Source organism: Psychrobacter sp. PG1 (genome assembly GCF_014897815.1).
Lineage (GTDB): Bacteria > Pseudomonadota > Gammaproteobacteria > Pseudomonadales > Moraxellaceae > Psychrobacter.
On sequence record NZ_JABUZG010000048.1, the window covers coordinates 125,967 to 145,173 of the forward strand.

Annotated in this window: 13 protein-coding genes; 6 read left to right on the plus strand and 7 right to left on the minus strand. The window is 43.7% G+C overall.

Going from position 1 to position 19,207, the window contains the following annotated elements; genetic code table 11:
* Positions 1 to 435 precede the first annotated feature (435 nt).
* The 6 genes from INT03_RS05015 to INT03_RS05040 all read right to left on the minus strand — a co-directional run bounded on the left by INT03_RS05015 (position 436) and on the right by INT03_RS05040 (position 7,919).
* Positions 436 to 2,514: a flotillin family protein gene (locus INT03_RS05015; protein WP_109591553.1), complete on the minus strand. Its 2,079-nt coding sequence runs from the start codon at positions 2,512 to 2,514 to the stop codon at positions 436 to 438.
* A 217-nt stretch (positions 2,515 to 2,731) separates the two neighbouring features.
* A complete protein-coding gene (locus INT03_RS05020; protein ID WP_193007860.1) occupies positions 2,732 to 3,397 on the minus strand; it encodes a DUF1449 domain-containing protein in 666 nt (221 codons plus the stop codon).
* A 182-nt stretch (positions 3,398 to 3,579) separates the two neighbouring features.
* Positions 3,580 to 4,584 carry a PD40 domain-containing protein gene (locus tag INT03_RS05025; protein WP_193007861.1) on the minus strand — a complete coding sequence of 335 codons (1,005 nt, stop codon included), beginning with the start codon at positions 4,582 to 4,584 and terminating at the stop codon, positions 3,580 to 3,582.
* A gap of 270 nt (positions 4,585 to 4,854) precedes the next feature.
* Positions 4,855 to 5,343 (minus strand): META domain-containing protein, encoded by a 489-nt coding sequence (locus INT03_RS05030; protein ID WP_055125201.1) that lies wholly within the window; start codon positions 5,341 to 5,343, stop codon positions 4,855 to 4,857.
* Positions 5,344 to 5,655: 312 nt separating this feature from the next.
* The gene (locus INT03_RS05035) at positions 5,656 to 6,768 is read right to left on the minus strand and encodes a lipase secretion chaperone (protein WP_193007862.1); all 1,113 of its coding nucleotides are present in this window, start codon (positions 6,766 to 6,768) and stop codon (positions 5,656 to 5,658) included.
* A 74-nt stretch (positions 6,769 to 6,842) separates the two neighbouring features.
* Positions 6,843 to 7,919: an esterase/lipase family protein gene (locus tag INT03_RS05040; protein ID WP_087814041.1), complete on the minus strand. Its 1,077-nt coding sequence runs from the start codon at positions 7,917 to 7,919 to the stop codon at positions 6,843 to 6,845.
* A 307-nt stretch (positions 7,920 to 8,226) separates the two neighbouring features.
* Between INT03_RS05040 and map the strand changes: the two genes are divergently transcribed.
* Both map and glnD read left to right on the plus strand, forming a co-directional pair.
* Positions 8,227 to 9,021 carry a type I methionyl aminopeptidase gene (map, locus tag INT03_RS05045; protein WP_087814040.1) on the plus strand — a complete coding sequence of 265 codons (795 nt, stop codon included), beginning with the start codon at positions 8,227 to 8,229 and terminating at the stop codon, positions 9,019 to 9,021.
* Between the two features lie 215 nt (positions 9,022 to 9,236).
* Entirely contained in the window at positions 9,237 to 11,999 is a 2,763-nt protein-coding gene (glnD, locus tag INT03_RS05050) for a [protein-PII] uridylyltransferase (protein WP_193007863.1), read from the plus strand.
* Positions 12,000 to 12,105: 106 nt separating this feature from the next.
* On the opposite strand, the gene INT03_RS05055 is transcribed toward glnD, so the two are convergent.
* Positions 12,106 to 12,777: a hypothetical protein gene (locus INT03_RS05055; protein WP_193007864.1), complete on the minus strand. Its 672-nt coding sequence runs from the start codon at positions 12,775 to 12,777 to the stop codon at positions 12,106 to 12,108.
* Positions 12,778 to 13,034: 257 nt separating this feature from the next.
* Between INT03_RS05055 and dapC the strand changes: the two genes are divergently transcribed.
* The 4 genes from dapC to dacB all read left to right on the plus strand — a co-directional run bounded on the left by dapC (position 13,035) and on the right by dacB (position 19,165).
* Positions 13,035 to 14,291 (plus strand): succinyldiaminopimelate transaminase, encoded by a 1,257-nt coding sequence (gene dapC / locus INT03_RS05060; RefSeq protein WP_193007865.1) that lies wholly within the window; start codon positions 13,035 to 13,037, stop codon positions 14,289 to 14,291.
* A gap of 158 nt (positions 14,292 to 14,449) precedes the next feature.
* Positions 14,450 to 16,390 (plus strand): DUF294 nucleotidyltransferase-like domain-containing protein, encoded by a 1,941-nt coding sequence (locus INT03_RS05065; protein ID WP_193007866.1) that lies wholly within the window; start codon positions 14,450 to 14,452, stop codon positions 16,388 to 16,390.
* Between the two features lie 34 nt (positions 16,391 to 16,424).
* A complete protein-coding gene (locus INT03_RS05070; RefSeq protein ID WP_193007867.1) occupies positions 16,425 to 17,030 on the plus strand; it encodes a 3'-5' exonuclease in 606 nt (201 codons plus the stop codon).
* Positions 17,031 to 17,149: 119 nt separating this feature from the next.
* Complete coding sequence (gene dacB / locus INT03_RS05075) at positions 17,150 to 19,165, plus strand: D-alanyl-D-alanine carboxypeptidase/D-alanyl-D-alanine-endopeptidase (protein WP_226950363.1); 2,016 nt, start codon at positions 17,150 to 17,152, stop codon at positions 19,163 to 19,165.
* The last annotated feature ends 42 nt before the right edge of the window (positions 19,166 to 19,207 follow it).

The following is a 19,207-nucleotide window of genomic DNA, read 5'->3' on the forward strand; positions in this document are numbered from 1 at the left end:
CCACTATAAGAGAATTTTGGGCAATAAAGAATCATTGAAAGTAAAGAAGCACTTGGCTAATCTAAAAAAACAAGTCGTCACTGCTATTTTTTTAGATTAACCAACTCATCATGATTCGTCATTCTGAATCACCCTGAGTTAGCCAAAAAAATCTGCCGCCTACACGATAGATTCTTTATTTTAGAAAATATTACTCATTCATACTGTTAGATAAAAACTTGCTCACTAATAATTACCCATTAAGGCTAGGGCGTGTCCTCATTTTAAACATGGTGATAAAAATGAGATAAATCGCAGTCAAACAAGGAAAATAGCGCAGATAATATCGAGATATTAGTCAGCTATTTGACGCTGTTTGGCAAGATTTAACCATTTTTAACCTATTTAGATAACTATCGATTGACTTGAGGACTCGCCCTAGACATTTAGACCCTATTAATAAGTCGTTTTATCATCATTTTTCTGGTTTGATTTCATGGCTTGACTGGCCATCACACCATTGATGATACCGCTCAAGGTGTCTGACTTACCCGCTAGGCCATCAATGGCTTTACCGATAGACAGTGATTTGGCAAAGTTATCAAAGAAATGCGCTTCGCCGCCAACAATATCGATTTTGGCTTTCTGTAACGCAACTGCCAATACTTCAGCATTTTCTTTCGCAATCTCTTTACCAGCATCAATCGATGCCAATGCTTCTTGCAATGCTGTCTCAAGGCTCATGCGGAATTCTTCGTGCTCACGTGCCTCTTTGCTCATGCTACCCATGGCATTGAATTTCTCGACCAGACCATCTGCTTCGGCTTGGAAATGTGCACGAGTAACTTCGGCTTTTGCCAATCCAACTTCGCGTTCTGCTTTGGCATTTGACTCACCGCGAGCCGCGATGACTTGAGCATCTGCCATGCCTTTTTCACGCTCAGCTCTAGCGGTAGATTCACCACGAGCGGCGATGATTTCTGCATCGACCATACCAATATCACGCTCAGCTTTTGCCTTAGACTCGCCACGAGCCGCGATAACCTCAGCATCTGCCATACCTTTTTCACGATCTGATTGCGCTTCAGCTTGTCCAGTCGCTTTGATAACATTGGCTTTCGCAATGCCTTCTTTTTCCAAAGAAGCGGCTTTGACTTCTTGGATAGCCGCTTCAGCAAAGCCATGTGCTGACTCTTCTGCTTTGATACCTTCGGCCATTTTAATTTTGGCTTCTGAATCTTTGGCAGATGCTTCAAGATTCGCGGCAGCCAATGTGGTGATTTCGACGGCTTTATGCTTGGCAGATAGCTCTTCTGCTTCGGCTTTTTTCACCTGACGTACTTTGATTTCTTCCGCATCGGCTTCTGCTGCTAGGACACGTGTTTGCTTCGAACGCTCCGCTTCGCTAATTTCGCGAACTTCTTTGATACGCTCTTCTTCTTGCGCAACGGTTTTGTCCACTGCGATACGTTCACGAATGACGTTGGCGATTTCTTTTTTCTCAAGCTCAATCGCGCGTTCAGCCTCGATACGTTGCAAGTCAACTTCACGCTCACGAGAGACAATTTCTAAATCACGGGCACGCGTGACTTTTTCTTCTTCGATGACGACCGCACGCAGACGATTTTGTCCTGCTACTTCGATTTCACGCTGCTGATTCTCACGCTGAATGGCTAAATCTTGCTCAACCGAGATAACAGCCGTTTCAGATTTTTTACGCTCTTCTTCTTCAATTTTGCGAGTTTCAGCAGTCTCACGTGCAATCACTGACGAGATTTCACGTTGCTGTTTGGCTTCGGCATCGGCTTGTTGACGCTCTAGCTCTAGCATCGCCTCTCTGGTTTCGACATTCTTTTTCTTAACAGCCAGTTCTTCATCACGCTCCAGCTCGTTGGTGATAACGTTCTGAAAAGCCGTTAACTGAGTAATCTTTTTGATACCTTCAGCATCTAAGATATTACTTGAGTCTAATGAAGATTTTGGCGTTTGCTCTAAGTAATCAATCGCCACATCTTCTAAGACATAGCCGTTCAGATCGTTACCGATTTCTTGAACGATGCTGTCACGAAACTCGCTGCGGTTTTCAAACAGTTTGACGAAATCAATCTGTTTACCAACCGTTTTCAATGCTTCAGAGAATTTAGCATTAAATAGCTCGTTGACAGCGACTTTATCTGATGCGCGCTCAACCCCAACCGATTTGGCGACTTTTAGCACATCCTCTTCGGTTTCATTGACGCGTAAATAAAATGCCACGGTGATATCAGCACGCATGTTGTCTGCGCAAATCAAACCTTCTTTACCGCGTCTGTCTACTTCTAACGTGATGAGCGATATGCGCATCAATTCTTTTTTGTTGATGACTGGCCAAACAAAACCACCATCAAAACGTACGGCAATTTTACTCACACCGTTAATAATGAGTGCTTTGCCCTGCTCAACCTTAAAGTAAAAGGCCTTGAGCATCAATAGTGCGACCATCATAAAAACAAACGCCAGCACTACAACCACGCCGACGATAATGAGTGTGTCCATATCCATTCCTTTAATTAAAACATTCCATAATCAATTCTATATAAATCAGATACGCTATCACGCCTGCTAACTCTACTATTTATGGCACTGTATATAGCACGTGTGCTTTATAGCCCTGTCATTCGCCTTCGATATATCTGAATTACCTTGAACCGACTATCACCAAATTTAAAAATATTTATGTTACTTCTAAAAATGCACAATTTTATTCATACTTTTACAATATTTTTTTATCTTCGACGACAGCAACTCGGTAGGTATTGGCTTCGTCTAAATACTCTATCAACATCACTCTATCGCCTTGTTTTAGCAAACCATCATTGGTGTCTGAACGAATCTTTAATATCAATCCTGCACCGCCATCATTTAGCTCTGCTTCGCCATGTTTATCTGTGACACTAAGGGTACGCACAACAGCGATCTTACCCACATTATTAGACGAATTACGTTTGGGAATTTTAGCGATATTTTTGCGAATCGGCGAAATAATAATACCTGTCAACCACATAGAGACGACCAATACGAAAATGAGCGCCCCTGTACCGAATAAATAATACAGAACGCCAGAATCGAAATATTGGTGTAAAAAGCTGGTATATAAATAGCTAAGCAACCAACCGATCAAGCTAATTAAGCTTAGTATGATGATTAAAGGGACACCGTAAAGACCAAATTTGAGCATGAGACCGGTAAAAAAACCAGTCGATGATAAGGTAGAGACATCAGCATCACCGCCTGACTCACCAAGGTCTACGCTATCCATATCTGCCATGCCGAGTAAAGACACAATCCAATATAAAGTGACGAACATCACAAGCCCTGTAAAAATAATCGTGGGATATAAACTGATTTTAGTGATAAAGACTAAAAAAGCTTCTTGCATTGCGCGTATTCTCCTTTTGCTCACCCAATCTATTAGCTCAATGACTTGGTTATGCAAATTGGTATTATGTGGATGATGCTCACTCGAATTAATGCTGCCAAGTTTACATTTTTTAAATCAACTTATGTTGCTTTATCAAGGATTATATATACATTCCATTACATAATACATAGGTTTTGCCTTTAACGTCCCCATATTGGAGAGCGCACGACTCCGCCCACCTTACTGCCAATGGCATAACTTGTATTACCAGATAATGAGTGAATGACCAAGCTGCCGCCATTTTGAACGCCCACTTGTGAAAGCTTTGTCGGATAGACAGCATACTGTGCAGATGGTGACAGACGTGCTGGTTCATCAAGTCCCGTCTCTGCTAGATTGATAACTTGCCCTGTAGCCAGCGTCATCACCGCAGCCTTACGACCATTGAGATATGCCATACGCTGACCGTCCAAGCTCAGTTGCGGACTGGCGACATAGCCACTTGTTGGCACAGGCGTGGCACTAGCAGTCTCGAAGTTATAGCGATAGATACGTGGGCGTCCAGCGCGGACTTTATCACTGGTATAGACAAAGCTTTGCCCATCACTGGCGTAGCTTGGCTGCACTTCCGTGCTCGGTAACGTAGTGAGCTGTGTGGTCTTACCGTCGCTCAGACGCATCTCATAGATATCAGCATTGCCGCCGACCGTCGAGCTATAGAGGAGTTTTTGCCCATCAGGTGAGAACGACGCTGACATATTGCTGCCTTCAGCATTTACCACAAGGTTGCGGATGTTGCTTTTGCGATCATAGATATAAATCTTAGGATGCTGGCGCGGCGCTTGTTTACTATATCCCAGCAGTTGCCCATCAGCTGACCACGCTGGCGCATAAATATAACCATTAAGCTGATCGATTAACTGACGATCACTACCATCAGGACGAATGCTATAAAGCGTCGATATCTTTGCAGCTCCGACTCCTTGCTCCTCGACATAGGCAATACGCCCTTGCCGATCTATCGCTGACATTCGCGCCGTTAGTGGATTGCTCGCACTTATATTACTAGCAGGTGCTTGCATCGTTTTAGACATCGTACTAGGCAAGGTCTGACAACCCGTCAACAGAATAAAAGTCGTTAGTGCGGTGATATTACTTATCGTTCGTATATTGACGGATGATTTTGATACAAGCATTTTTGACATAAAATAACGTCCAATAAAGTATTGATTATTGCGTACTGAGAATCTTGACAATCAAGGCTAAAAGATTGAGTGCATTAAAATATCCTAGCCTAAAGACTTTACTTAATAGCAAATGACAGTGTAGCGTAAACCATGCCAAATTTTGGACAAAAAAATACCCCACTAGATAGTGAGGCATTTTTAAAACTACATCTGGCTTTTATTCAACGTTACTTTTATAGAACATTGCTTTTAGCAAATACTATTTAAAAACCATCTGTAATGATTGAATTATTTCGAAACGGCTTTGAAATGGGCAACTTGATTGCTATTGGTAATGGTCAAAATAGGCGTGTTATTGGCATTTTTACTGATGCTATATTTACCTTGTACGGTCGCTAAAGTCGCAGTATCAAAACTTGCTTGTGGCTCAGGACATGCCATCATAGTAGATAAAACGTTGCCTAATACGACATTGCCATTCACAACCTTGTAGTCAGCACCCATGTTATTACAGGTGTTCATAAAGGTCACACGGTCACTGCCGCTATCCTTGAAGAACTTTAGCGTCAATGGCTTCGCTGGATCAAAGAACAATTGGCTAACTTTGTCGCCATTGCTGCGTTTTGCGTCAACTAGCTGCCAATCATATGCTTGTAGCGTATTAGAAGTAATTGGTTGAGTCACTGGCGCTGTTACGCTAGGGGTGGTTTGGCAACCAGCAGCCAATGTACCTACCGCAAGTGTCGCTGCCATCATCATTTTAGTCATGTTTTTCATATAAACTCCTCTAGTGGTTTTTTTAGAATAAAAAATAGCTCTTATCCTAAACATTCATTTTTATTATGATTAATTTACTGTTTTATTCATTATTCTCAATAATGCGGTCATTATGCACAACTGGAGCTTAACTGACATTATAGATTGAGTGTATGATTACCCTGTTATTTGTTGCGCTCTATAGTCTTTTTGCTAACCTCTATTGTTAGACGGTACATTAACTGCTAACACTTTTTCTATAACTTCTCGAATATACTCTGAAAACCGACAATTTCTCGTTAAAATTATCGTTTTACTTATTTATGTTAGGCATTACTCTAGATTGGCGCTGTTCTGTTGTTGCAAAGCAGCATAGCCTACCAAACGTTTGCGTTCAGCCTCACTAAATAGCTGCTGTTCGATTTTATTGATTTGGGTTTGTGCTTGCGTTTTATCTGCACTTTGACTTAATAAGCGCTGTTTTTGAGCTTGATATTGGTCGAAACGTTGAGCAAAGTTAGCATCTTCTGCATCGACTTGCGCGAGGCGTGCGGCGGCTGGAGCACCTACCAGATCACGACGCATGTTATACAATTCCTGAGCCGTTGCCCCTTTTGCTTGCATCTGTTTTGTGCGATTCATCAGCTCGTTCAGATTGGCTTGCTGGGTGATACCGGCTTTGAGCGCATTATCTGGCATACGGCTAATGTAGTTCTGCCGTGTCGCCTCTTTTTGCACATCCGTTAGCTGCTGGTTTTGGTTAATTCTGACCATCTCCATACTATAATCATCATACTCCTCTTCTGCACCAAAGAAGGCGGTAATGGTTTCTTTAGTAAAATACTGCTGACGCAACTTGGCTACATCTTGCTTTTGCTGCGCGACGACATTCAGATCCAGCTCACCGCTTTTTGCCGCTTGTAATTGCAGATTACCGTAACGTCGTTCTATTTCAGGAATGGCTTTAAGATAGGTAATATATTGGTCAAATATAGCGACCGCTTGACTAGCGGCTGGCTCTGGCGTGTGGTGACGAATATAGCTTTCGACACGGGTATAAATAACCGCTTCATCTTCTTCACCCAGCGCCGACAAAAAATAATCGAATAAACGCCGTAGACCTTCAGTGACGACCAACTGCTTATTTTCATCAATGATGATTTCGCCGTCAATTTGCGTGCCTTGTAATGAGCGCGGAAAATGCTCCAATCCAGTGACAAATAGAGACTGGTTTTGGGCGGTAGTTGTTTGCACTACTTGGCCATTATCCAGCGCAGTCGATAGAGTAGCACCAGCCTCACTAGCGAGAGCATTGGATACTGGTTGCGCTGTAGCCATACGTGTATTATCAGGTTTGAACCACATAATCACCGCCGCAGTTATGGCTATGCTAACCACGGCGATTATAGCGATTGGTAGATAGGCTGGGCGGCGATTATTCGACATAAATGAAGGTTCTTTTATAAGTCAGCTTAAAGGCTTATGTGTTTAAAAGCGTATGTTCTTAAAAGCTTACATTATTAAAGGTTAGCGTTTTTAAGACGATTGACCTGAGTACGATAGATGGATTTTGGTTCAGAATCGCCCCATGCCGTCAGACCCAATACTTGATCGGCTGAATCCAAATGGTTCATTCTATAATTATCCCGAATCACATAACCAAGACGACTTGAGCAAGCAGACACCAACCCATCATTAGACTCGCCTGCAAACGGCACGCTCGTTGCTGCTAATAAATAATCACTAGGATCAAGTGCGCTTGTTATTTGCCCAACCCCGCTGAACGAATAGTATTTGATACCGTTGACGGCAGTACTGGTCGGCTGACCACAATAGTTTTTTGGCATTGCCGCGGGAAATTTGGCATTGAACTTAGCAGCACCATCAGTTGATAAAGCCACGAGCGCTTGCCAGCCATCTTGCTCTTGTATCTCTTTAAAACTGATACCTGAACCCACGTCTGTAAAGCCACCAATCAAATTGAACACGCCTGAGACTAGCTGTGTTGTGACATTGGATGGATTACCTGTGGTGTTGTTTGGCTCAAGGGTGTTTTTGACAAAATCTGCCGTTTTTGACCCTTGTTCTGGGCTTGAGACTGCCGTAACTGATGCGACATATTTTGGCGCGACGCCAGCGACATAGCGGATATCTATACCGCCTTGACTGTGTCCAAATAAATTGACTTTAGGCTCACCTGAAATGGCAGTGATGGTTTTGACTTGTTGCAGCAGTTGCTCTCCGCGAATCTCACTGTTATTGACGGCTGACGTTTTGGTGGTATATACCTCTGAGCCGCCTTTCATCAACTCTTGAGGAATGCCATTGAAGTAGTCGATAACCCCAAACAAGTTAGTGAAGCCGCCAAGACCATGTGCCATAACAATTGGGTATTTTGTATCAGTATGATTTGACGTCCAGTATTTGTTGCTGACCAACTTGCATCCGGTTGAATTAGCACAATTATAGTATTGACCAGCAGCTTGAGCCGAGGTGGTTTGTAAAGCCATTAAAAGTACACCGGCACCGATAACACCAAGTGAGGGGAGAAATGCGCTAGGCGTGAAAGCCGAAGCTAGAGAAGATTTTAGCGTCATAATAACGTCCTTGTTATCATTAATGTGGGTTATCTTTACCTCTCAAATACGACAGCAGAAGCGGCAAAGATTGCTGCTAATTCCTTTAGCATGCAAAATTACATTACTTATATCTTCTGTAACATTCAACTAAATTGTCAAAATATGAATATATTATCGTGACTATAGGGTCACAACTGCCCTTACTTCGCTGTAAAGCAATTATTATCAATAATAATGATAGGTTCACTATCACTTAACGTAAAACAGCGGCGTCTTCATTTATGTTATAATTCAAGCCATTAATTCCATAACTATAAGTAATATAATGATGATTAAAAAATCCCTTATCCAGTCCCCAGAAGCCATAGAAAAAATGCGCGTGGCCGGTAAACTTGCCAGTGATGTCCTTGTCATGCTCGATGAGCACGTTCGAGTTGGCATCAGTACCGAGGCACTTAACCAAATCGCCCATGACTATATCGTTAATGTGCAACAGGCTATTCCTGCACCGCTTAACTACAATGGCTTCCCAAAATCAATTTGTACCTCGATTAACCATGTGGTTTGTCATGGTATTCCAGCCGAAAACAAGCTACTCAAAGATGGCGATATCATCAATATCGATGTGACCGTGATAAAAGATGGCTACTATGGCGATACCTCAAAAATGTGGATCGTTGGTAACGGCTCTATCATGGCACAGCGTATCTGCAAAGTGGCACAAGACGCCCTTTATGCTGGTATGAGTGTCGTCAAAAATGGTGCGCGTCTAGGTGATGTCGGCGCTGCTATCCAAGCAGTGGTCGAGCCTGAGCGTTTCAGTATCGTCCGCGAGTTCTGTGGTCACGGCATTAGTAATGAGTTTCACCATGAGCCGCAAGTCATGCACTATGGCAAAAAAGGCACAGGCTTTGAGCTAAAAACAGGCATGACCTTTACCATCGAGCCGATGATTAACCAAGGTACATGGCAAACCAAGATTTTGCCTGACGAATGGACGGCGATTACTAAAGACCGTAAGCTGTCAGCACAGTGGGAGCATACGATGGTCGTGACCGATAATGGCTGTGAGGTGTTTACCACTCGCCCTGAAGAAGATTTAAGTTTTTTGACCCAGTAATATCAAAAAAGATCGCCTAGGCGGTCTTTTTTTTGGCCAATAATTAGGTCGTATTGAGTATTGTGCTCACCCACTTTTTATCTTTATACTCTGATGACTTAATAACTTATATTGGTAACTTATATTTGTGGCTTTTATCAGCTACCAGCACACTGGTGATTCTACGCTTTTCAGCTGAAACGTTTTATTTTTAAACTCTTAACGGGATAACACTCATGTTTACTTGTGATGTCGCTTCTATCGATCTGACACCTTTACCTCTATTATCAAAAGATATAGCGACAAACGCGTCACTGCTAGCGGACACCCCTGTCACTGAAAAGTCGCTACTGGGTATTCCTCACTGGTTGACTCAAATTAATCAGGATGTTAACCGTGCACTTGAACGCGGTGTCAATATTCGTCAATTGGTGGCGGCACGCTCTGGTGCGATTGACGAATTGCTGATTGCCTTGTTCAACTGGTTTGAGCTGGATAAAACAGATTTGGCTTTATTTGCCACAGGCGGTTATGGTCGCGGCGAGCTGTCGCTTTATTCAGACATCGACATTTTATTGCTCTCCCCTGATGAGATTGGCGCTGATGCCAGTGGGAAAATAGATCGGTTGGTGGCGCTATTGTGGGATATAGGATTAGAGCCTGCTCTCTCGGTACGTAGTGTTAATGACGCTTTAGAAGCGTCGCTCGATCATACCATTGCCAGTGCCCAGCTAGAAGCTCGGCTATTAATTGGTAATGAGGCTTTACAGGATGTGCCCGTTCAAATTGTCAATAAACAGTGGTCGCCGCGTGAGTTTTTTGAAGTAAAAATCGCAGAAGCGAAAGCGCGATACTTACAGCACAATGCCACCGAGTATAACCTTGAACCCAATATAAAAACCGCCCCTGGTGGTCTACGCGATATTCATATCATCGGCTGGGTAACCAAACGCTATTTTCGAGTGGGTAAGCTGTATGACTTAGTACAACAAAACTTTTTGACTGAAAAAGAGTTCGATGAGCTGAACTTTGCAGAAGGTTATTTATGGCAAATACGTCATTATCTGCATGTATTGACTGGTCGCAACGAAAACAAGCTGCTGTTTGATTATCAGCGTGAAATTGCCCAGTTGATGGGTTATGAGACGCAGCCAGACGATCAGCCAAATGCCGCAGTCGAGCGTTTTATGCGCGACTATTATCGCTGTGCCATGCAGATATCGACGCTGTCTGAGATGCTGACCAATCACTACTACGAGACGATTATAGAGCCGCAGTTGCCTGATGATGAGCGTCCAAAAAAACAGCCAATCAATGCGCGCTTTAACCAAGTTGGTGACCAAATCGCCATGGCGCATCATCGGGTTTTTGCTCAGCATCCTGACTCTATCCTAGAGATGTTTTTACTGATGGGTCAGTACGGTATCAAAAACGTGCGCACTCATACGTTGCGTGCGCTAAAAATCGCCGCGCGTGGCATCGATCAAGTCTACCGTGATAACCCCGCTCACCAAGCGCTCTTTTTAGCCAATTTAAAAGAGCAGAATTATCTGTTTCATCGCCTGCGTGCCATGAATCGCTATGGCGTCTTAGGCAGCTACATTCCTGCGTTCGCCCAAGTGACCGGTCTGATGCAATATGATTTATTTCACCGTTACACGGTTGATGCGCATACCTTATTTTTGATTCGGATTTTGCATCGCTTCACCGACCCACGGTTTTATGAAGATTTTCCACTGGTCAGCTCTATCTTTCAGCGTATCGAGCGCAAGGAAATCTTGGTACTGGCCGCCATGTTCCATGATATTGCCAAAGGTCGCGGTGGCAACCATAGTGAGCTTGGTCAAACCGAGTCGACTGAATTTTGTTTGGCGCATGGTATGAGTCTGGCAGATGCCAATTTGGTCGGTTGGCTCACTCGCTATCATTTATTGATGTCGATGACTGCTCAGAAAAAAGACATCTCAGATCCAGAAGTGGTCACTATTTTTGCCAATTTAGTCGGTAATGTCACCCACCTCAATCATTTATATGTGCTCACTGTTGCGGATATGAATGCGACCAATCCACAGTTGTGGAACAGCTGGCGTGCCACATTAATGAAACAGTTATACTCACAAACTCGGCGCATTTTGCGCGCTGATATCGATGCACCTACTAATCGCCAAGATATGATCAGGGCCACACGCACCCAAGCATTAGCGATGCTCGATAGTGTCAACAATCAACACATGAATCGTGATGAAGTCTTGAGGCTATGGGATGATTTGGGTGATGAATATTTCTTGAGAGAAATTCCTGAAGACATCTTATGGCATACCGAGGCCATTTTGAACCATCCGCCGATTGGTCTTGCTTCTAATGCAGATAGCCCGCCATTGGTGGTATTACGTGAGCATCGTGAGTTGGCCCTTGATGCGGTACAGGTCTTTGTTTATACCCAAGATCAGACGAACCTGTTTGCAGTCACCATGGCTGTATTCGATCAAATGAACTTGGATGTTTTAGACGCCCGTATCATTACTGCTACCCGCGATTTTGCTTTGGACTCCTATGTACTGCTCGATCCCAGTGGCACACTATTGGTCGATGAGGACAGTCAACAAGAGCTCAAACAGCGCTTAATCAATGCTTTTAAAGACCCGACATTACTGAAACTTACCAATAAGCGCATACCGCGTCAGCTTAGACATTTTGAAGTAACCACGGTGATTAATTTTGAGTTTAATGAGGCTTCTGATCAGCATATTATGAGCTTAGAAACCCTTGATCAGCCGGGACTATTGGCAAGAGTAGGACAGGTATTTTTGCAGGAGAAAATTGAGGTACATGCGGCGCGTATCACCACTTTGGGCGAACGTGCAGAAGATATGTTTTATATCAGCGATCAAAATGATGAACCGCTATCTGCTGCTAGACTTGAAGCGCTACGATCCGCTTTGATGGCAAGTCTCAGTATGCAAAGAGAGCAGCCTGCTGCTTACAGCAAATGTGATTGAACAAATGGGCTTACAAGATAAGTCTAAGATAAATACTCGGCGTGTATCATCCATTCATTGATGGCATGCTTTGTATTTTTTAACCCGTTAATATCAAAAGCACCTTTTATAAGGTGCTTTTATATATCATTTCGCTAGCGTGCTCATTGAGCTCATCATCCGCAAGATCTGGTGGCAGAATCTCTGCTTCAATCTGTTTTTGCGTCAGTATTAAGCGCCCAGCGTTGACCTCTTTTTGCAGCAAACAATGTAAACTTGCTAAATGAAAATCTCTGCCAAAACACTCATAGATTTGTCTTAGAGAAATAGGCGATTTGGCATGCACATCGGGATAAAGGCTGTCCTCTGCTAAGATAATCATCTCATTCAGTGCCTCTTCACGCATCAACTCATCTTTATCGATTTTACGTTGCAAGCTGTCTGCCATTCGACTTTTGGACGCGAGCATGGCCACAAAAATCACTGTCTGTAAGACAAATAAGGCAATATATTGCCATAAGGGTAGTAAAATACCGAGCTGATTGCTAAGCAACATCAGCACCATCGCAACGATCACGTAACTGACCAGTTGCCACAGTAACCACATCATCAAGCTGTTTTCACCGTACCAAAACATTTTTCGTTCTTTATGGCTAATTAATTGCTGGCGAGCTTGCCACCAGCTTTGCTCCCGCTGTTTTAATAGCTCGTAGAATTTGGCTCGCTGTTGCGCATCATCAAAATTTTCATCTTGAATGCCTGTCGCGTTAAGATCATTAGTTTTTGAGATACTAGGCATATCAAATTATCCTCACCATAATCTATCATTAGGGCTGACAGCAGTTTTTTGTATTGTTATAAGTTATCAATTGATAAGCTTTTTTTAGGATTTTTAAATCTGTGACGGCTTCATTAGTTATTATAATTTATGGTTAAATAGCTAAGCAGCTTGAGCATGAGAAGTAAAAGACAAAAAATAAGAGAAGTGCTACACTGCTTAAATGTAATTTTTCTTTATAACTTTATTATTAATTGTCTATTATAGTTACCCTACTTATGAATCACAACTTAACGTACCTGCATCCTTACCCTTTTGCAAAGATGGCAACATTGCTTGCTAACAGTGTGCCAGCCCATGACTACAGTGAAATCAAGCTCGGTATTGGTGAACCAAAACATGAGCCACCAGCGTTCGTGCTGGACGTACTACGTGAAAATTTGGACAAAATAAGTCGTTATCCAACGACTAATGGCATGTTTGAGCTGCGCCAAACCATCGCGCATTGGCTAGAAAAATGCTTCTTTTTGAACCATGTCGATGCCAATACGCAAGTATTGCCAGTAATGGGCACACGCGAGGCTATTTTTAGTCTGGTACAAGCAGTCGTTGATCATAAAGTAAGCGATACAGAGAGTAGTCCGCTGTCTGGCTCTGACCCGTTATCTGCCGTTTCTCCTATGACTGCTCCTACAATAGTCATGCCCAACCCTTTTTACCAAATATATGAGGGTGCAGCGATACTGGCGCAAGCCGAGCCTTATTTTGTTCCTTGCACACTGGACGATGACTTTAAAGGTAACTATCGCGCCGTACCAAAAGATGTTTGGGCGCGCACGCAGTTGCTGTTTGTTTGTAGTCCGAACAATCCGACGGGCTCGGTCATGACGATGGAGGATTGGGAGTATCTCATTCGTCTGTCAGATCAGTACGATTTTATTATTGCCAGTGACGAGTGCTATAGCGAGCTGTATTTTGATACGGCGCCGATTGGATTATTGCAAGCCTGTGCTGCCCTCGGTCGTCATGATTTCAAAAATTGTATTGTCTTTCACTCTTTATCTAAGCGTTCAAATCTGCCTGGTTTGCGCTCAGGGTTTGTGGCAGGTGATGCCAATATTTTACAAGCTTACCTGCAATATCGTACGTATCAAGGCTGTGCGATGCCGATACCACATCAGCTCGCCTCGATCGCTGCATGGCAAGATGAAAAGCATGTGGCACACAATCGCGCTCTGTATCAAGAAAAATTTGCCTTGTGGATGTCTGAGCTTGGTGAACTACTAGAGTTACGAATGCCTGAGGCTGGATTTTACTTTTGGATAAAAGTCCCTGAGCCGTTCGATGGGGATGATGAGCGGTTCGTCAAAGCACTGTACGAGCAGGCCAATATTCATGCACTAGCAGGGCGCTATCTATCACGTGATATTGATGGCAAAAACCCTGGGCAAGGCTATGTGCGCATTGCGCTCGTTGCGAGTGTTGATGAGAGCCGTAAAGCAATAAACCGTATTCGAAAATTACTAGGCGCATAAGCAGTCGCTTTATAAACAAAATCTTTCAAAAAAACAGCAACCTCTAATAGCCACAACATTACTGTGGTTATTAGAGGTTTTTTGCTTTAATAATGCTATAGTGAAGTGTCTTTTATCATCGATTATCTTTTACCAAATATGCCATCAAGGATGATGCCATGCCCCATCTTGATTTTACCCAGCCGCCCTTTGACGTATTGAGTCTGGCTGAACGCCAAAGCATCAGAAAAAACACCCAAATCCGCTACCTTGCCAAAAATGAGAATCTAACTGCCGAAGAGTTGCAATATCTGTATGTGGTCATTAAAGGGCAGATTGAGCAATTGCTTGATGGTGAGTTTGTTGCCTCTTACTTGGGTAGTAATCACTCCGACCATCTCAATAATAACGACTGGTTCGACAGCCGTCGTCTGCCTGAATCATTGACTGAAAATAGCCTTAATACTGAAGCACTGCAGACCTATCAGTTTCGAGCCGCTGAGGATACCTTGCTGCTCCAAGTCGCTGGTAGCGCAGTCGATAAAATCAGCGCCCAAAATCATCTAGTACGCCAAATGCTATCAGACAAATTGCCCGAACGGCTAAAGGCATTACAGCAGCGCCGCAATAATAAATCCATAGTCTCTGCTAGCTACAATGACCAACAAGAAGTGCAGCAAATCATGTTGCAGCCCGTCATTGATGTCAATCTATTGCCAGTCCATATCGTCAACGCCAGTAACAGCTTGTACGAAGCCGCGTCTATCATGACGAAAGCGGGGCTAAAACACGTACTGGTGCAACCCTTAGACCACCTAAAAAACGAGGGAGAGATGCAATATGGTACTGGTCATCTATTGGGCATTTTGACCGATACCGATATTTGCCGCGCCGTAAGTGACCAGCAAGATCCAGCCACTACCCCCTGCCAGCGCTATGCTAATTTTAACCTGCGTACCATCAAAGCCAGTGATGAGATTGGCGATGCATTATTGACCATGACCCGCTATCGCATCCATCGGCTACCAGTGATGGATCAAAATGGGGATGTCGTCGGTATATTAGGACAAAGCGATATGCTTGCGCATATTGGTCATCATTCACAGCTCATTAGTATCCAAATCGAGCAAGCAAAAGACTTATCGAGCTTAGATACTGCCGTCGAGCTTATCGGTCGTTATATTCGCGCCCAACATCAAAACGGTGTCAAAATCGGTAATATCAGCCGCATGGTACAGACCTTGAATGCACAGGTATTTACTAAGCTCTGGCAACTTATCGTGCCTGATGAGGTCATGACAAATACCTGCCTGATCGTGATGGGCTCCGAGGGGCGCGGTGAGCAAATCATGCGTACTGACCAAGACAATGCACTCATCTTACGTGACGGCTATACTCACCCTGAGCTGGCAGAATTTGCGGATACTTTTAATCAGAATTTAGCAGACCTCGGTTATCCACTGTGCGATGGTAATATCATGATGACCAATCCTATGTGGCGACAGCCGCTAAAACAGTTTAATGCTCAGATTGGTTTATGGTTTAGAAATACGGATCCCATGCATGGTATTTATTTGTCCGCCATACTCGATGGCGAATATGTCTGCGGAGATGAGTCATTATTGACTCAGGTGCGTCAACATTTAAAGGTTGCCCACAGGCATTCAGATCCTATGTTTGTACGCCAGTTCGCGCGCGCCGCGCTGCAGTTCGGTGATGTCAATCAGTGGTGGCAAAAGTTCGTGCCTTTGCTCGGTGGTAAATCTGGGTCAGAAGACATTGATCTAAAGAAAGCCGGTATTTTTCCACTGGTTCATGGCATTCGTACCTTGGCGTTAGAAAACGATATCTTAGAGCTGCCCAGTAGTAAAAATCGTCTTAAAGCTTTGGTACAAGCGCGCGCCTTGACCCAAGAGCGCGCAGATACTTTACTAGAAGCCTTGGAATTTTTTATGGCACAGCGCCTATCAGTCGCTCTATCAACCGACGATAAACATGCACGGCAAGTAAACCCAATGACCTTGACCGCGCTTGAGCGCGACTTATTAAAAGAGTGTTTGGCCGTTGTTAAAAGCTTTAAAAATCAGCTACGTCAGCATTATCAACTAGAGCTCGCATAAGTACAACAATCGTATAAATGGATGAGCGACAACTATGAGTTGGCTAACACAGTTATCCTGCGCTTGGCAAAAAACGCAGCTACAGCGCCCAGAATTGGCATCGATGTTTACCAAACCTGTGGCTAAGCAATGGGTAGCGATTGACTGCGAAATGACGGGACTCAATCCAAAAAACCACCATTTATTGTCTGTCGCCGCGATTCATATCAATGACAATACAATCGATACCGGTAATGGCATGCATATCGTATGCAGACCACCTGTGATGCCAGACCGTGACACCATTGTGATTCACGGTCTACGTACTGCCGACGTTGAGCATGGTATGAGCTACGATGAGATGCTGGCGCTGCTGTTGCCATTTATAGGTAATCGCCCAATTGTGGGGTTTTGTACGAGTTTAGACACAGCGTTTTTAAACCCTCTGGTCAAACGCTATATGGGCACAGCACTGCCTAACGAAGTCATCGATTTGCGCCATTTATATAGTCGGCGCATGAGTGGTCAAACCCAAGGGCTATCTAGCCAAGCTCAGCATCTGACCAATATTTTAGCGCATTATAATATACCCGAACTAGGCGCTCACGATGCTTACAACGATGCCATCATGACCGCCATGGCATTTTTACATGTGCGCTAGCGTGCGTTAGCATTTTGAACATTCAGATAAAAACAGGTTTTCATCTACGCCTGCCATCTACGCGAAAACGGCAACTCATGTTACCATAGGCTGTTTTTGCCACCTGATGAAAGATGCTCATGCGACCCACCTCTAAACTCCGTCATTCCTCTGCTTTTACTGCCAAATTATTCCCTTTCTGTCGTTATCTGCGACCGTCGAAGCCACCTGCTAAATACGCACCTATCATGGCGTTATTAGCAACGGCGACACTATTGCCAATCCATGCACAAGCAGCACTACCAAAAGCCATCGAAGCAGCATTATCACGAGCCGATTTAACAGAAGCTGATATTAGTATTATCGTCACACCAGTCGGTGATAAAAATGCCAGTCACCTGCCCGCTCCCATTCAGGTTATTGATAGCAGCACACACCGCTCATCTAAACCCGCTCTTCAGACAAAACCGACTGCCAATATAAATGCTGATATAAAAAGTAACTCTCAAAAAGCCACGAAAAATAATAATGACAAAACCAGTAATAACCATTTGCGCCAACAGAGTACGCTGATTACTATTGAGCAGCGTACCATTGAAAAGCATGAGAAAAAACTGCATGCCTACACCGATGATCCTTATACTTATCAAAGCTTAGAAAGCATCCCAACGATATTGGGTAATGAGGCAAAAACAGCTGTCATTAACGACAACAACACCAGTAACAGTAATAATAAAACTGGTGACATCAGTACTGATAATACCTCCATAAAAATTTCATTTTCACCATTACTGAACCATCAAGCTGATATCGCTCGCACGCCTGCCAGCACCATGAAACTCGTTCCCAGCTTTATTGCTTTAGACACCCTAGGCGCTGATTTTGTTTGGCATACCCGTGTCTATCATACAGGCCTTGTCATCGGTGACCGTCTGCATGGCGATTTGATTATTCAAGGCAGCGGCGATCCAAAAATGACCCACGAGCGTTTAAAACAGCTCCTTTATAAAGTACAGTCGTCCGGTATCCGTCATATCGACGGTGATATTATCATTGACAGTGGCGTCTTTAAAAATGTCAGTAAAGACCCTGCCGCCTTTGACAACTCGCCACTACGTCCTTATAACGCCAGTCCCGATGGTTTTTTGGTAAATTTTAGTACCATCGGTATCAAAAGCTATCCGTTAAACGATGACCAAGCAAATCTAACTTATACACCAAAATTAGCAAACTATGCTTTGCCCAGTATAATAAATACGCGTTCGGCGGCCTGTGGGCAAGCGCGTTATAGTCTCGCACCTGAATGGCAAGCAAAACAATTGGTGTTAAATACTCATTTGCCAAACAGCTGCCAAGAGCATGCTTTTTATGTGGCTTATCCTGACGCCAAAGATTTTGCAGCACGCGTTATTGCCGCAAAATGGCAAGAGCTAGGCAATACGCTGAGTGGTCATGTCATCACTCAAGAAGCACCCTACACTACAATGAAAAGCACCAAATCAACGCATGGTCTGGCAGCACTTCCTATATCACCGCTGCCTATTGTCAGCTACCCATCGTTGAATTTGACGCAGCAGATTTATGATATCAATCACTTTTCAAACAATGTGATGACTGAGCAAGTGGCGCTATCGATTGGTGTTTATGACAAAGTTGATAATAAAACACTCGATAAAGCTATTAATCGTTCATATAGCTTGTATCAATTTGGCAAGCCGACTGAGACGAGCTATCCTGTCGCATTGCAAACTATTAATCAATGGTGGCAGACCAATCTAAGCACACCGCCGCCTCATTTGACCAATGGTTCAGGACTCTGCCGCGACTGCACCATCACAGCTGCCAACCTAAGCGAGCTATTAACTTATGCTTATAGCCATCCAAGTTTTAACGCTTACGTCAACTCGTTGGGTATCGCTGGCGTCAGTGGCACCATTACCGCTCATAGTGAACGCCTACCAGAATCAGCAGCCATTGGTCGTGCGTGGATAAAAACAGGTACCTTAAACAACGTCACCTCGATGGCAGGCTATGTCAAAGGATTGTCGGGACAGGATTATGTCGTGGTTGGACTCATCAATAGTGAGCAAGCACATAACGCTTATACAGCCAGACCCGTGCTAGATGCGATGCTTGATTGGACGGCGCAGCATTAAGTGTTTTTCACATCCTATTTTTCACCTTTATAAAGGTTCACT

Excerpts from the sequence above, each read along its gene's own strand:
- INT03_RS05055 (WP_193007864.1), bottom strand. The coding sequence starts at position 12,777 with ATGCCTAGTATCTCAAAAACTAATGATCTTAACGCGACAGGCATTCAA.
- INT03_RS05070 (WP_193007867.1), top strand. The coding sequence starts at position 16,425 with ATGAGTTGGCTAACACAGTTATCCTGCGCTTGGCAAAAAACGCAGCTA.
- INT03_RS05040 (WP_087814041.1), bottom strand. The coding sequence starts at position 7,919 with ATGACGCTAAAATCTTCTCTAGCTTCGGCTTTCACGCCTAGCGCATTT.
- dapC (WP_193007865.1), top strand. The coding sequence starts at position 13,035 with ATGAATCACAACTTAACGTACCTGCATCCTTACCCTTTTGCAAAGATG.
- INT03_RS05025 (WP_193007861.1), bottom strand. The coding sequence starts at position 4,584 with ATGTCAAAAATGCTTGTATCAAAATCATCCGTCAATATACGAACGATA.
- dacB (WP_226950363.1), top strand. The coding sequence starts at position 17,150 with ATGCGACCCACCTCTAAACTCCGTCATTCCTCTGCTTTTACTGCCAAA.
- INT03_RS05020 (WP_193007860.1), bottom strand. The coding sequence starts at position 3,397 with ATGCAAGAAGCTTTTTTAGTCTTTATCACTAAAATCAGTTTATATCCC.
- INT03_RS05015 (WP_109591553.1), bottom strand. The coding sequence starts at position 2,514 with ATGGACACACTCATTATCGTCGGCGTGGTTGTAGTGCTGGCGTTTGTT.
- INT03_RS05065 (WP_193007866.1), top strand. The coding sequence starts at position 14,450 with ATGCCCCATCTTGATTTTACCCAGCCGCCCTTTGACGTATTGAGTCTG.
- map (WP_087814040.1), top strand. The coding sequence starts at position 8,227 with ATGATGATTAAAAAATCCCTTATCCAGTCCCCAGAAGCCATAGAAAAA.
- INT03_RS05035 (WP_193007862.1), bottom strand. The coding sequence starts at position 6,768 with ATGTCGAATAATCGCCGCCCAGCCTATCTACCAATCGCTATAATCGCC.
- INT03_RS05030 (WP_055125201.1), bottom strand. The coding sequence starts at position 5,343 with ATGAAAAACATGACTAAAATGATGATGGCAGCGACACTTGCGGTAGGT.
- glnD (WP_193007863.1), top strand. The coding sequence starts at position 9,237 with ATGTTTACTTGTGATGTCGCTTCTATCGATCTGACACCTTTACCTCTA.